Here is a 13,738-nt window from a genome sequence, read left to right as displayed (position 1 = left end):
TGGGTTAACAGCACCCAGTGTAGGTCAGGTCATCCCCAAAGATCCCTGACAATATCCGTCGTGCTGGCAATCGAGGCGCGTGAGGAGGCGCCGAAGACGATCGCCTCCACCTGCGCGTGGTCATGAATCCACCGCAGTGCGCGCTGCGGGGGAATGGCGCCGGAGGCGAAGACCGACATGGCGACGGGGCGGAACTCACGCTCGCGCAGCGCCTGCTCGTATGCGTCGATCCCGCCTGACATCCGAAACCCGATCTCGTTGATGTTGGCGCAGACGATCGGGTTGCGAATGCCGACTCGGTCCAGCGTGTCCAGCAGCATCGGGAGGTTCATCGTGATGAACCCCGGCTCGGCTCCGTAGCGTTCGCGCACGTGACGGTCGAAGATCGCGAAGGCCTCATCGAAGCCGAGCCCGAGCATGAGGTCGACGATCACGTTCTGCAGGAACACGACGGGTGTGTTCAGCCCCTGGAACATCTTCATCTCGGCGTCGATGAGCAGGGTGATGATGCCCTCGATGTCTTTGCGCATGAAGGACTTGCCGCCGCGCAGGGCGGCATTCAGGAGTCCCTCCTCCGGAAGGAACTGTCGTACGGCGCCGAGCATCCCGTTGTCGGTCACCGCGTTCGCATACTTGTGGGCGTACGGCATGCACGGATAGAACCGGTAGTCGGCATAGCGCTCCGGGTTCGCGCGCATGTGGTCGCAGACCTCGCCGATGCGGTCGTGCGTGGTGCACATGAGCGTGCGGATGCCGTGGTCGAGCGCGATGTCGATGACGTCGATGATCGCGGACGTATCCTGAAAGCGGATCGCCTGCGCGCGCGCCTTCTCTTCGGACATGTGGTTGATGCCGAAGAACTGGTTGTCCCCCAGAAGCAGAAGATCGAGGCGGCGCGCCGCGGTCTCGGCGTCGGCCATCGTGGCGAGTTCGGATGATTCGCTCATGCTGTCTTCCTCCGACCGAACAGGGTGCGGCGTGTGCGGATGCGCATCACGGATGCGGGCGCAGCGAGTGCGGCCGCGGGGGATGCCTCACCCGCAGCATCCGCCTGGATCCACTCGATGGCGCGGTCGGTCTGCGCCGCCCCGAGGAAGCCGTTCTGCCGTGCGGTGCGCTCACCTGCGGCGATCGCGGCGATGAAGCTCTCGAGCTGCGCACTGTACTCCTCGCCACGCAGATAGAAGGAGACGGGCGCGGTGAGATCGGTCGTGTAGCGGATGTTCCAGCCGGGACGGTAGCCCTCCGGGGCGGGAGCGTCGTCACGCAGGAAGACCCGGATCTCCTGGCGGTCGGCGACGATCCGTCCGAGAGTGCCGGTCAGGGTCACGCTCGTCGACATCTTGCGATACGACTCATCGGACCAGTTCACGGAGAGGTGGACGCTGAGCCCGTTCGGGTACTCGAGGGTCGAGTAGACCTCGTCGTCGGTGTCGGCGGAGAAGATGCTGTTGAGGACGGAACCGCGCACCGCCTCGGGCGCGCCGAGGTACCAGTGCACGAGGTCGAGCGGGTGGGCCGCGTAGTCGTAGAGACATCCGCCGCCGCTCGTGCGCTTGGAGCGCCACGTGCCGCCCTTTGCCTTGAGGACGACAGGCCCGTACGCCTCGGCGAGCACGTGCGTCACCTCGCCGATCGCCCCGGCGTCGAGGAGGCGCTTGACCTCCTGGAACGTCGCGATGAAGCGGTTGTGATAGCCGACCTGAGCCACCAGGCCGCGCTCTTCCGCGAGGGCCGCGAGTGCCAGCGACTCTTCCGCGCGGAGAGTGAGGGGCTTCTCGCAGAAGACGTGCACGCCGCTCTCGAGGGCCGTGCGCACGAGTGCTGCATGCGAGCCGGTCGGTGTGGCGATCAGCACGGCCTCGGGACGCGCTTCAGCGAGCATCGCCTCGAGCGTCGAGTACGTCTGCGCGCCGGTGTATTTGTTCAGCACGTCGAGCAGGTAGTCGGTGGCGTCGACGACGCCCACGAGCTCGACGTCGCGCAGCGCGCGCACGATCGCCAAGTGCGAGAGGCCCATCTTTCCGGCCCCGACGACCCCGACGCGAACGCGCGTCGACACAGATTCTTCTGGCACGCCAGATCCCCTTCCCCAGAGAGCCCCTTCCCAGGGAGGCTCCATTCGCTATAGTAACTGGCACATCGACTTTCTGTCGATGTCTTTCCGGTGGGATGGGGCCTGCCGGAGCCGTGGGGAAAGGCCAGATGGTGAGCGCATTCGCTCCTCTGTCCGGCGACGTCACACAAGGGGAGTGTGTCAGATGCAAGAGGTTTCCGTCGTCGTTCCGACGCACAACAGGCCGGCGTTCATGAAGAGCGCGGTCGAGAGCGTGCTGACGCAGGAGACGGATGCCACGGGTGAGGTCATCATCGTCTTCGATGCCTGCCCGATCGAGGTGCCCGAGCTTGACATTCCTGCGGGGTGGTCGGTGCGCGGCATCGCCAACTCGCGCTCGCGGGGCCTTGCCGGCGCCCGGAACTCCGGAATCGACGCCGCGACCGGCCGCCTCGTCGCCTTCCTCGACGACGACGACGAGTGGCTGCCGGGCAAGCTTGCCGCGCAGCTGCGACGTTTCGCGGAGGTGCCGGCGGCGATGGTCGTCGGCACGGCGATGCTCGTCGATGACGGCACCAGCCGGATCGAGCGGCGGGCCCCCGCTGAAGAGCTGACGCATGAGGACTTCCTCCGCAACCGGATTCCCGGTGTGCACTCGTCGAGCCTGATGTTCCGACGCGAGGTGCTCCAGGGAGATCTGGGCCTCATCGACGAGGAGCTCCCACGCAGCTACGGGGAGGATTACGACATTCTGCTGCGCGCGTCGGCGCTAGGGCTCGTCACGGTGGTGAACGAGCCGCTCGTCAAGGTCCTGTGGAACGGCCAGTCGTACTATTTCGGGCAGTGGGCGAGCTATGCCGAAGCGCTGCAGTATCTGCTGGCGAAGCATCCGGATTTCTCCCGCATTCCCCGCGCCCACGGCCGTATTCAGGCGCAGGTGGCGTTCGCCCTCGCCGCCAGCGATCAGGGACCCGCGGCACGTGAATGGGCCTGGCGGGCGCTGCGCAATGCGCCGACCCAGGTGAAGGCGATGCTCGCGATCGCGATCTCGCGCGGACTGGTCCGCACCGATACGGTCACCCGCCTGGTGCAGAAGCTCGGTCGAGGAATCTGACATGAAGATCCTCATCGCCTGCTCCTCCGGAGGACACCTCACTCAGGCGCTCGCGCTGCGCGACTGGTGGGGAGAGCATGAGCGGGTCTGGGCGACGTTCCCTGTCGAGGACGCTCGCTCGCGACTGGCCGACGAGAAGGTCTACGAGATCCACTACCCGACCGTCCGCAATGTGCCCAATCTCCGCCGCAACTTCGGTCTCGCGAGGCGCGTGCTGAAAGACGAGAAGCCCGACATCGTGTTCTCGACGGGGGCCGCCATCGCGCTGCCGTTCTTCAGCCAGGCGCGCAGATTCGGTGCTCGCACGGTGTACCTGGAGCCGGTCGATCGCATCACGACGCCGGGTCTGAGCGGACGTCTCGTCTACCCCTTCGCCGACGAGTTCCTCGTGCAGTGGGATCACATGCGCGCGTTCTATCCCGGGTCCCGCTCGGTGGGAGTGGTGCTCTGATGTCGCGCCTCGTCGTCGTCTCGGCAGGCACCTACCATCTGCCCTTCGACCGGCTCTCGATCTGGATGGAGGAGTGGCTGCGCGACGCCGTCGACACCCGGGTGGTGATGCAGCACGGGCCATCACGTCCGGTCGCGGGCGCAGAGAACGTCGAGATCCTGCCGTATGCCGAGCTCCTTGCCCTGTGTCGCAGCGCCGACGCGGTGGTGCTGCAGGGTGGCGCCGGCGGCGTCATGGACATGCGGGAGCTTGGCATCGTGCCGATCGTCGTGCCGCGTGTGCCGGGCGGCGGTGAGGTCGTCGACGACCATCAGCTGGTCTTCACCGCCGAGATGGAGAAGTTCGGCATCCTGCGTCGTGCGCTCACCCCCGAGCAGCTCGCGCAGCAGCTGCAGGACACGTTCGCGGGAGTCGGTGCCGACGTGCCGCAGGAGATCGCGACGCCGGGCGCCGAGGTCGTGCGTGCCCTCCTGGAGCAGCCCGTCGCCCGCCTCCCGTGGTACGAACGGCCGCGGCGCCTCGTCCGCACCGGAGGTGCCGTCGCCCGTGCTGTCCTTCGGCGCTGAACTCAGGCGCGTGCCCCGAGGACGGGGACCTTCCGCCACAGCGGCACGATCTGCAGGCGCTCGCGCAGGAGCCAGAGAACAAGTCCGTACACGGCGCACAGCACCGGCACGGCCAGCAGCAGGGCGAGGATGCCGGTACCCAGCCACAGGGTGAATGCGAAGCCTCCGCCTCCGAAGACCACAATCGGCAGCGCCATCGCCGGCACCAGCCGCAACGGCTCCAACTGCACGCCCATGCCACGGTGCACCTGGAAGGCGGCGATGAGGTTGTCGACGAGGACGACCCCCACCCACGTGACGGCGGCGCCCCAGAGCCCCCACACGGGCACGAGCAGCACGTTGCCGCCGATGCTGAGGGCGAGGGCGAGCGACTTGTTGTACATCTGCCAGGTGCTCTTCCCGCCCTGCAGGAGGATGCTCTGCAGCATCCCGCACGCCGTCTGGAACATGATCGCCGCGGCCATCAGTGCCATGGGGCCCCATCCGGAGCGGAACTCTTCGCCGAAGATCGCGAGCACGGCCGAGCCCATCGAGATCAGGAGCAGGTAGAAGGGCCAGTTCAGGAGCAGCATCGCGCGGACGACGCGCGTGTGCAACCTCGTCGCCTCGTCGCGCTGCTCTGTGGCGAGCAGCGCGGAGATCGTCGGGGACACCGCGACGCGCATGGCCTTGTCGACGACACCGCCTGCCCGCACCGCTCGCGTCAACACCGCATAGATGCCCGCAGCAGCCGGGGATGCCAGCGCGGCGACGATCAGCACATCAGACCACTCCAGTGCGGTTTCCAGCCCCGAGCTCACCGAGCGCGGCCCCGTGAACCTCCAGAAGGTCAGAGCGCTCGGGCGGGTGGCGGCGATGCTTTCCCGTCGACGACGGAAGTCGCGCACGAGCGGGTCTGCCACGATCGCGAGCGTCAGCACCAACCACACGGGCAGCGGCCACAGCCAGGCCTCGAAAGCCCCCCAGGCCGCAGCCCCCACCACGGTGACGGCGACCGCCACCGTCAGGAGGCGGCTCGCCGGCAGGAGCACGCTCTGCAGCAGAGTGAAGGTCGTCACCCCTCGCAGCATCCGCGCCGCGATCTGCAGCACCCCGATGACGGCGCCTGCGATCACGAACGGTGCCATCGCACGGAGCAGGTCGCTGAGCGCCGCAGCATCCGCCGGAGACGCGAGCCACGATCCCAGTGCGTCCGCGAAGAACCACATCGCCAGCGAGGCGAGCGCAGACACGGCGGCGACGGGAACCAGCGCGTAGGCGACGATGCGCCACTCCGCACCCGCGCGCCCGAATGCCCGCTGCTCGGCGAGGAAGCGCACGATCGCGCTGTTGGTGCCCAGCCGCAGCACCTGCGTGAGGATCGTGAAGACCCCCATCGCCTGGAAGAACAGCCCCGTGCCGTCGGCCCCTAGCGCATTGCCGACGATCGCGGTCAGGACGAGGGCGGCGAGCGCTGCGAAGGCGGAGCCGAAGAGGCTGACGACGCCGCTGCGGGCCAGGCCCTCACTCCTCATTGCGCGCTCTTGCAAAGGGGATGGGCTGTGCCGTCCAGTACGAGGAGTTGCCGAGGTACTTCTCGCGCAAGAGCACCGCGACCGCGATGCCCACGAAGACGAGCTGGCGGTCGAGACCGTAGAAGATCGACAGGAACGCGGCGACGACGACACTCGTGTGGATCCAGAGGGCAGAGAGATTGGGTGCACTCGCCGTGCGCACCGCCCCCAGCACGATGGCGCCGAGGAAGAGGGCCAGCCCGACGAACCCGAAACAGAACATGGCATTCCAGATCGCGCCCTGCGTGCCGACGTAGATCTCGCTCCAGTAGCTCGGGCGCGGTGCACCGAAGCCCAGGACGGGTGACTCAAGCGTGCGCTCGAACGTCTCTGCGTAGAGATTGCCTCGACCCTCGGTGGTGTCGACGGTCTCCTGGCGCGCGGCGATGCCGTCGAGGAAGCCGGAAAGGAACAACACCAGAGCACCCGCCAGGCTCAGAAGCGACACCCATACGAAGGCAAGGATGCGTCCGCGCATCAGCAGGCAGAACATCACGTAGACGATCGCCCCGGCGATGCCGAGGAAGAGGCCGCGGTTCGTCGTTGCGATCGCGGGCGGGATCGCTGCGACGAGCGCGAGGACGAGGAACCACATCGCGCGGGCCGTGCGGTGTCCGATCGCGGTGCCGATTGCGATCGGGGTCAGCACCGCCATCGCCGCACCCCATCCGTTCGTGTAGGAGAACGGGGCGGATGGGCGCACGAACGGCTCTTCTGCTCCCCAGGGTGTCTGGATCTCCGCCAGGGTCGGGAACACGAGTTCCGAGACGTAGTCGTTGCCGGCGATCGCGTCCGGAAGCAGAAGCCCGATCGTCAACGTCAGCCGGGTCTCGGGAAAGAGCATCCCGAGATAACCGCCGATGATCACGAAGACCCAGATGAAGGTGAGTCCGTTGAAGATCCGTCTCGGGGACAGCGATGAGCGTGCGTTGACGATGTAGACCATCATGATCGCGAGAGCGAGGAACTGACTGATGCGAACGCCCAGTCCGACCGCGCGACCGACCTGGTCGATCATGAGCGCCGAGGGGATCATCCACAGCACGAACCCGATCCAGGGGAGGATGCCGGGGACGATGAGGATGCGGCGACGCAGGATGAGGAACGCCACCATCGGGATCGCCATGATCACGGACGCGAAGGGCAGAAGACCCAGAAGCCAGAAGATCGGGTATCCCCACAGCACCGTGAGCACCGGCCAGGCGGGGAGCACACGCGTCTCGACTTCGCGGTCCGCGTCCTGCCCGGTGGCGGCGAGGAGGGAGCGACTCGGCGACGTGATCAGCGATGTCATCTCACACCGTCACAGGGCTCGCAGCTGCGCGAACTTTCGGCGCAGCGACACCACGAAGATCAGCACGTGCCAGGCGAACAGTGCCGTGTAGGCGACGGCGAAGGGCAGGGCGAGCGGGAAGAGCGCGAGGACCAGGTATGTCGTGGACGGATCTTGCGGCTGCTTTATGAAGGACTCGAGGGTGCTGCGCCTGGAGTCGTCGGAACCGTGAGGGACCTTGGGGAGCAGCTTCTCAGCGAGTAGCTGCGAGAGAAACCACCCCGAGACGAGAACCGAGAACAGCGCCGCGACGACCACGAGCCAGGCGGGCGCCTCCGCGCGTACGAGCGCCACCGCGATCGCGATGTGCACGAGCGGCGCGCGCACGCCGTCGACGACATGATCGAGCCATTCGCCGGCGGGCCCGCCCCGGCCCTGGATGCGGGCGAGCTGCCCGTCGGCGGAATCGAGGATGTACCCCGCCAGCAGCAGGAGTGCCGCAACCGGTGGCGCCCACGGCTCCGTGACGCTGACGAGGATCCCGAGTCCGATCGCACCGAGGGCGGCACTCAGCGCGGTGACCCCGTTGGGCGTCCAACCCCAGCTCGCGGCGAGAATCGCGGCCTGACCTCCGAGCGGACGGTTCACCCAGCGGAGATACGCGGGGACGCCCGCACCAGCCTTGCGGGCGGATGTGAGCGTCTGTCGCGCCTCTGCGTAGGAGATCCTGCTCATTGCCGCAGCATACTCAGGGCGAGGTCGAAACTGAGGTCCGGTGTTGTGCGATAGTTCGCGTGCACCGAGGCCGCCAGCACGTTGACCCCGTCGACGAGAAGGCTGGCCGGAACAGCGAACGTCACGCGGTTCGCTGTCGCCGCCGTGTAGCGCGGTGCTGCCGTGGCGTAGGAGTTCTGCGTCAGTGTGCCGGTGGGCAGGTTCGCCCGGCCGAGCTCCGTGCCGTTCAGGTAGACCACGACGCCGTCATCGGCGATCACCGTCACGGTGCCGTCCGTGACGGTCGAGGCATCGACCACCTCGAAGCTCGTGCGGAACTGCGCACTGAGCGGACGTGGTGACAGTGCGGCCTCGTTCAGGTTGGTGACCTGCGCGGGGACGTTGATGCCGAACAGCGCTGGGGCGGACGCCCACGCGGAGGCGTCGAACGCCGGAGCGTTCCAGTCCGCCGGCAGCGGATCCGCCGTGTACCGCCACGACCACGTCGCCCCATTGGCGACCGTGACGTCGCCGGGACCCGGGTCTTCGACGGCGGGTGTCGTCGCCGACACGGTCACCGGCGGCGACGTGAGTCCGCCGACTCCGACCGCGGTGATCGTGTACTCGTACGTGGTCTCGGGAGTGAGACCCGTGTCGTCGAAGGTGACGGTCGGCGCAGCCACCGTGCCCACCTCGGCGCCGTCGCGCTGCACCGTGTAGGACTGCGGCGGTGTGCCCGCTGCCGGTGCCGTCCAGGACACCGTGATGGCATCCGGAGCGGTCGCCGTCGCCGTCGCGCCCTCCACCGCTGCCGGAGGCTGCGGCGCCGCCCCCCGCTCCGCCGTGAACGACAGATCGAAGGTCACATCTGCCGTGCTGCGGAAGTTGGAGTGCGTGGATGCAGCGATCACGTTCACGCCATCGACGAGAAGCCCCTGCGGCACATCGAATGTCACTCGGCTCGCGGCGGCGGCCGCCGCTGTCACTACGCCGTTCGCATAGGAGTTCTGCGTGAGGGTGCCGGCCGGCATGCGATGGCGGCCGATCTCGGTCCCGTTCAGGTAGACCACGACACCGTCATTGGCGATCACCGTGATCTTGCCGTTCACGACGGTCAACGCATCGGTCACCGTGAACTCCTTGCGGAACTGCGCGCTCAGCGGTCGCGGCGAGAGCGCCGTCGGGTCGATGTTCGTGCCCAGTCCGGTCGTGCCGCGGCCGAGTACGGCGTTGCCCGTCGGCCAGGATGCGTCGTCGAAGGCCAAAGTGTTCCAGCTGGCCGCCAGTGCATCCGCGCTGAACCGCCATGACCACGGGGAGAGCGTCTCGATGAACGTCAGCGCGCTCGCCGGGGGCGGCTGCACGACCATCGCGGCCGTCGTCGCCGAGCGGTTTCCTGCGGCGTCCCGAGCGCGCACGAAGTAGTTTGTGGGCGTCGTCGTGACCGGCACCGTGTAGGACGTGGTCGTCGTCGACGTGATCACTCGGTTACCGCGGATCACCTCGTAGGTGACTCCGCCCGGATCGGTGGACCCGCCCCACGAGAGTGTGGCCTGCGTCCCGCCGCTGCCGAAGGTCGAGGAGATCGCCCCAGGCGTCGTCGGGGCTGCCGTGTCGCGTGGCGCGAAGCGGATGAACCCGCCCGACCATTGCAGTACTTCGCCGGCTCTCACGGAGCGACTGAAGTCGCCGCCGGCCCAGAGGACGCCTGTCGAGTCGAAGAACGTGCCCCAGGCGCCGTAGCCGGCGCGAGCCTGCACAACGGGCGACCAGGCGGCGACGTAGGAGCCCGTCGCCGCGTTCCATGCGCCCATCAGGTTGATCTTGTCGGCCTGAGACCACCCGGTTCCGACGTCGCTCCAGGCGTATGCGTTCTGGTACACCCAGTGGCCGCAGTGGCATCCGCCGATCACGAGGTTGTTGTTGTGCTCGACCGTCTGGAAGTCGCCGCCTGCCTTCGTGATGGAGCCGCTCAACCGCTGGAAGGTGCTGCGGTCGTAGGCGAACAGCGAGTGCTCCGATCCGCCGAGCCAGACCTTGCCGCCCGCCTCAGTGACGCCCAGCTGCCAGATGTTGCCGACATAGTTGCCCGACCCATCGATCGACGCCTTGCTGAAGCTGGGGGTCCACAGCGGTGCGACCAGGGGGGCGCCTGCCGCCGTCTGGATGGCCGCCGCGCTCGGCGTCGATGTGGACTGCTTCATCTTGAAGTAGCCGGAGAAGTACGCGCGGTCGCCCTGATCGGAGGCGTCGACGGCCACGGAGGTGCCGTTGAGGAACGCGTTCCACCCCGTGTCAGGCGTGCTGTTCGAGAGCAGGATGCGCCCGCCGTTCCAGGCGCTCGCGCTGCTGCTCGCACCGACCCGTGTGAGGTGCGTCAGCGCGCCGGCGACGTACAGGTATCCGTCCTGGACGTCGAGATCGCGCACGTACGGCACCCCACCGGCGGTGCGATGCTCGGCCACGACCTGCGTGCCCGAGAGCGCGCCGGTCGTGGGGTCGAGGAAGGCGAGGGCGTTCTGCGCGACGCCGTTCACCATCGAGAACTGTCCGCCGACGGCGAGACGCCCGTCGGGAAGAGCGGCGATCGCCTTGACCTGGCCGTTGAGCACGGGTCGGAACGACGACACCCATTCACCGGTGTTGACGTCGAACGCGGCGAGGTTGGGCTGCTCCACCTGGCCGGATCCTGCTTCGGTCCGCTGCACGTAGCGGAAGTTACCGCCGACGTAGACCTTGGCGGCCGTCTCGGCGAACTCTGCCACCTCGGTGTTCAGCTCGCCCGAGCTGCCGTTCGCGAAGCCGGAGACGCCCCACACGGTGCGCATCGCGTCGCTCTCGGGGATCGCGGCGACCGTGGAGGCGCCGATGCCGCCCGCGGGAATCGTGCCGAAGTCCATGCTGGCGATCTTCAACTGCGGGCGCAGGAACACCTGCGTGAACGGACGGGCGTAGCCCTGACCCGACGGTGCCCACAGGTACGAGGTCGCGGCGGTGCTTCCGCCGGTGCTGGAGCCGAAGGCCCAGCCGTTCAGGAACTGATGCGAAGACTGCTCGGAGAACACCACACGGCGCGTCTGGTTGTTGCTGCCGAAGTTGTTCGTCTGCCCGCCGGAGCCGTTGACGCCGTCGAAGGAGTACGTGCCTACCCGGTGCTCGGCGCCGAAGGTCCAGACCCACCGGTCGCGGCTCTGGAACTTGAACCGTGCCTCTTGCCAGGAGCTGCCCGCGGTGTTGGTTGCACGGCGGAGGCGGATGCCGTCGCCAAGCGCGTCCACGCGCCCGTTGTTGAGCAGGCCGTCGATCGTCGGAGCCGGGAGCTGCGCAGGCTGGAATGCGCCGGTACCGCTCGGGGTGTTGCGGATGTCTGCGGGTGTGCGTAGTCCGTTGTAGCCCTCTTTCCATGCCTCGCGTCCGCGGCCTACCAGGACCCACCCGCCGCCGGACGTGGTCTGATCGCAGTAGAACTGCTCGGGCGCGACGAGCGCCGGAGTCACGAGCCAGTAGACGCCGTCGGTCGAAGCGGGGTAGTTCTGCTTGACCTCCCAGCACGAACCTGCGGCGGTCTCGGAGGTGAGGCCGTTGGGCAGAGGATCGGCGGCGCTGGCCGCCATCGGACTCAGGAGTGAAGCGACGAGAGTGGTGACGGCGACCGCTGTCGTGACAGCGAGACGACGAATGCGGGTCTGCGGTGAAGAGCCCATGGTGGTGTCGATTCTGTTCGGGCGGCCGTCAAGCGGCGCAGGTTTGCTGGTCGGGTATGTCGTGGCTGGAGATCTTCCAGGTGTCGTCGATGAACTCGGCGCCGTATACATGGGCGACAGGGTGGCCCGGGTTGTAGAGCGACGCTTTGAGAGAGTTCCCGGCTGCGTCGAGAACGTCGATCTTCGAGACATCGACGCAGACGGTGAGGGTCATGGTCGGCGGTTCGCCCGCCAGGTTGACGTCGGTGGCGGTGATGCTCGTGATGACGGCCTCACCGACCTGCGTGTAGCCGAGGTCGAGCTGTTCGCGCGCTTTGGCCTGGATCTCACCGAGCACGAAGCCGGTGGCGATGGCCTCCGCGCCCACGGCTGATCCGTCGGCGCGCTGCCCGATCTCGTCGACGACGCTGACGAGCGCGGTCGCCACGGACTCGGCGCGTGCGACCTCGACGGTCTCGTCGTCGCTGACGGGTCCCGAAGTCGGCGTGGCCGCGATCGCGAGCGGCTCGTCCGAGGCTTCCTGTGTCTGCTCGGCGCTGCTCTGCGTGGGCGCGGGAGTGGGCGCGGTGCTGGCCTCCTGTCCCGGACCTCGCGTGCTGAGCGCGAAGGCGACGGATCCGCCGACGATCGCGAGCGATGCGGCGACGGCCACGATGATCGGCCACCGACGACGGGGGCGCGGCTCCTCTGCCGCGGAGAGATCGTTCATCAGTACGCTCCTGTCGGGCGAATCATGACCTTGGCCGTGCGCCACATGATCTGCAGGTCGCCAACGACAGACCAGTTCTCGACGTAGCGAAGATCGAGGCGAACGCTCTCTTCCCAGCTGAGATCGCTGCGCCCGCTGATCTGCCAGAGACCCGTGATGCCGGGCTTGATGTAGAGCCTGCGGTGCACCTTGCCGTTGTACGACATGACCTCGCTCGGCAGTGGCGGGCGGGGGCCGACGACGCTCATGTCGCCGATCAGCACATTCCAGAACTGCGGCAGCTCATCGAAGGACAGCTTGCGAAGCACGCGCCCGACGCGAGTCACACGCGGGTCGTCCTTCATCTTGAAGAGCAGCCCGGAGCCTTCGTTCTGCTCCTGCAAGGCCAGGAGCTGCTGTTCGGCGTCGGTGCGCATCGAGCGGAACTTGACCATCCGGAACGTCCGGCCGTCGCGCCCGACGCGTTCCTGGAAGAAGAACACCGGTCCCCAGGAGTCGATCACGATGAACAGCGAGATGATCGGCGTGATCAGGGCGATTCCGAGCAATGCGACGGCGGCCACGACGACATCGAGTGCGCGCTTGAGGATGTGCTGGCCGCCCTCGTACGTCGGGATCTGCACCTGGATCAGGGGCAGGCCGTCGACGGGCGTGAAGGAGATGCGCGGACCCGCGACATCCGTCAGCTGGCTCGACAGCACGAGCTCGGCGGCCGTGCCTTCGAGCTGCCAGCTGAGGCGCTTGATGAAGTTGGGCGCGCCTGTCGGTCGGCTCGCGACGAGGATCGTGTCGGCGCTGATGCGGCCGGCGACCTCGGCGACCGAGGTGATGTTGCCGAGCACCGGGATCGGCGCGGATTCCCCGCCCACCTCGCGGGCGTTGCCGTCGAGGAGGGTCGCGCCGATCACGTTGTAGCCGTAGATCGCCCCTTCGCGGAGGGTGCTGATGACGTACTCGACGTCGGCGCGGTCCCCGACCACGAGTGTGCGGGAGGCGAAGCACCCGTGGCGACGCTGATTCTGCAGCCACCGGCGCCACAGCCAGCGTTCCGTGAGGAGCCCCAGGATGCCGAATGGCATCGCCACCAGAAGCGGGATGCGCAGCGTGTCGGTTCCGAGGAGTACGGCGACCGCGGCAAGCAGGCCGAAGGCGACGCCGCTGGCATTGACGACTCGCTTGTACTCGGTGGGGCCGGATCCCAGGATGGCGGCATCGCGTGATCGCAGAGCACTGAGCATCGCGACCCAGAGCGCCGCCTGGATCACCGCCATGCGTCCGACGGCCAGCGGATCGAGTCCCAGGCCGAGCTGAATACCGGCGGCTGTGCCCGCGGCGAGCAGCACGACGGACGCATCCGTGATCTGCAGGCGCGCGCGATAGCGGCGTTCCCATTGGCGGCGCCGCGTCAACGTCGGCGTCGCACGCGGTGTCGCCACCGTCCGTGTCGAAGCCTTCGGTGCAAGCGGCGCCGCCACGGGACGAACGGTCGGCGCCGAAGCACCGACCAGGCTCAGAGCGTCGTCGACGGATGTCATAGCGATGCTCCGTGAGCCGGAACCGTGCGCAAATATCCCCAGTGCGTCATGGTCGTTCCCCAG

At 67.6% G+C, this 13,738-nt stretch carries 11 protein-coding genes; 3 read left to right on the top strand and 8 right to left on the bottom strand.

What is annotated here, in order from left to right; all coding sequences use genetic code 11:
* Positions 1–29 precede the first annotated feature (29 nt).
* A complete protein-coding gene (locus AC1REM_RS01385) occupies positions 30–947 on the bottom strand; it encodes a hypothetical protein (RefSeq protein ID WP_492512961.1) in 918 nt (305 codons plus the stop codon).
* Positions 944–2,077 (bottom strand): Gfo/Idh/MocA family protein, encoded by a 1,134-nt coding sequence (locus AC1REM_RS01380; RefSeq protein WP_492512960.1) that lies wholly within the window; start codon positions 2,075–2,077, stop codon positions 944–946. The genes AC1REM_RS01385 and AC1REM_RS01380 overlap by 4 nt, the downstream gene beginning before the upstream one ends.
* Before the next feature lie 184 nt (positions 2,078–2,261).
* On the opposite strand from AC1REM_RS01380, the gene AC1REM_RS01375 reads away from it, so the two are divergent.
* From AC1REM_RS01375 to AC1REM_RS01365, 3 genes are read left to right on the top strand one after another with little or no spacing between them, the layout of a single operon-like run.
* On the top strand, positions 2,262–3,170 hold the full coding sequence (locus tag AC1REM_RS01375) for a glycosyltransferase family 2 protein (RefSeq protein ID WP_492512959.1): 909 nt from the start codon (positions 2,262–2,264) through the stop codon (positions 3,168–3,170).
* A gap of 1 nt (position 3,171) precedes the next feature.
* A complete protein-coding gene (locus tag AC1REM_RS01370) occupies positions 3,172–3,621 on the top strand; it encodes a glycosyltransferase family 28 protein (protein WP_204938260.1) in 450 nt (149 codons plus the stop codon).
* Positions 3,621–4,187 carry a glycosyltransferase gene (locus tag AC1REM_RS01365; protein ID WP_492512958.1) on the top strand — a complete coding sequence of 189 codons (567 nt, stop codon included), beginning with the start codon at positions 3,621–3,623 and terminating at the stop codon, positions 4,185–4,187. The genes AC1REM_RS01370 and AC1REM_RS01365 overlap by 1 nt, the downstream gene beginning before the upstream one ends.
* A 2-nt stretch (positions 4,188–4,189) precedes the next feature.
* Here the strand turns inward: AC1REM_RS01365 and AC1REM_RS01360 are convergent, their stop codons facing one another.
* From AC1REM_RS01360 to AC1REM_RS01335, 6 genes are read right to left on the bottom strand one after another with little or no spacing between them, the layout of a single operon-like run.
* The gene (locus AC1REM_RS01360; RefSeq protein ID WP_492512957.1) at positions 4,190–5,701 is read right to left on the bottom strand and encodes a lipopolysaccharide biosynthesis protein; all 1,512 of its coding nucleotides are present in this window, start codon (positions 5,699–5,701) and stop codon (positions 4,190–4,192) included.
* Positions 5,691–7,034 carry an O-antigen ligase family protein gene (locus AC1REM_RS01355; RefSeq protein ID WP_492512956.1) on the bottom strand — a complete coding sequence of 448 codons (1,344 nt, stop codon included), beginning with the start codon at positions 7,032–7,034 and terminating at the stop codon, positions 5,691–5,693. Before AC1REM_RS01355 ends, AC1REM_RS01360 begins: the two co-directional genes overlap by 11 nt.
* Before the next feature lie 9 nt (positions 7,035–7,043).
* On the bottom strand, positions 7,044–7,748 hold the full coding sequence (locus tag AC1REM_RS01350) for a CDP-alcohol phosphatidyltransferase family protein (protein ID WP_492512955.1): 705 nt from the start codon (positions 7,746–7,748) through the stop codon (positions 7,044–7,046).
* On the bottom strand, positions 7,745–11,431 hold the full coding sequence (locus AC1REM_RS01345) for a fibrinogen-like YCDxxxxGGGW domain-containing protein (RefSeq protein ID WP_492512954.1): 3,687 nt from the start codon (positions 11,429–11,431) through the stop codon (positions 7,745–7,747). The genes AC1REM_RS01350 and AC1REM_RS01345 overlap by 4 nt, the downstream gene beginning before the upstream one ends.
* Before the next feature lie 28 nt (positions 11,432–11,459).
* Positions 11,460–12,140 carry a hypothetical protein gene (locus AC1REM_RS01340; RefSeq protein ID WP_492512953.1) on the bottom strand — a complete coding sequence of 227 codons (681 nt, stop codon included), beginning with the start codon at positions 12,138–12,140 and terminating at the stop codon, positions 11,460–11,462.
* Positions 12,140–13,675, bottom strand: a complete 1,536-nt coding sequence (locus AC1REM_RS01335; protein ID WP_492512952.1) for a sugar transferase — start codon at positions 13,673–13,675, stop codon at positions 12,140–12,142. The genes AC1REM_RS01340 and AC1REM_RS01335 overlap by 1 nt, the downstream gene beginning before the upstream one ends.
* Between the last annotated feature and the right edge of the window lie 63 nt (positions 13,676–13,738).

Source organism: Microbacterium sp. GW823-FHT02G05 (assembly GCF_058797175.1).
Note: the sequence above shows the minus strand (reverse complement) of the source record. Positions and strands in the feature narration are given on the sequence as shown.

What these genes read in the sequence shown, in the direction of transcription:
- AC1REM_RS01385 (WP_492512961.1), bottom strand. Translation starts at nt 947, where the DNA reads ATGAGCGAATCATCCGAACTCGCCACGATGGCCGACGCCGAGACCGCG.
- AC1REM_RS01375 (WP_492512959.1), top strand. Translation starts at nt 2,262, where the DNA reads ATGCAAGAGGTTTCCGTCGTCGTTCCGACGCACAACAGGCCGGCGTTC.
- AC1REM_RS01370 (WP_204938260.1), top strand. Translation starts at nt 3,172, where the DNA reads ATGAAGATCCTCATCGCCTGCTCCTCCGGAGGACACCTCACTCAGGCG.
- AC1REM_RS01365 (WP_492512958.1), top strand. Translation starts at nt 3,621, where the DNA reads ATGTCGCGCCTCGTCGTCGTCTCGGCAGGCACCTACCATCTGCCCTTC.
- AC1REM_RS01360 (WP_492512957.1), bottom strand. Translation starts at nt 5,701, where the DNA reads ATGAGGAGTGAGGGCCTGGCCCGCAGCGGCGTCGTCAGCCTCTTCGGC.
- AC1REM_RS01355 (WP_492512956.1), bottom strand. Translation starts at nt 7,034, where the DNA reads ATGACATCGCTGATCACGTCGCCGAGTCGCTCCCTCCTCGCCGCCACC.
- AC1REM_RS01350 (WP_492512955.1), bottom strand. Translation starts at nt 7,748, where the DNA reads ATGAGCAGGATCTCCTACGCAGAGGCGCGACAGACGCTCACATCCGCC.
- AC1REM_RS01345 (WP_492512954.1), bottom strand. Translation starts at nt 11,431, where the DNA reads ATGGGCTCTTCACCGCAGACCCGCATTCGTCGTCTCGCTGTCACGACA.
- AC1REM_RS01340 (WP_492512953.1), bottom strand. Translation starts at nt 12,140, where the DNA reads ATGAACGATCTCTCCGCGGCAGAGGAGCCGCGCCCCCGTCGTCGGTGG.
- AC1REM_RS01335 (WP_492512952.1), bottom strand. Translation starts at nt 13,675, where the DNA reads ATGACATCCGTCGACGACGCTCTGAGCCTGGTCGGTGCTTCGGCGCCG.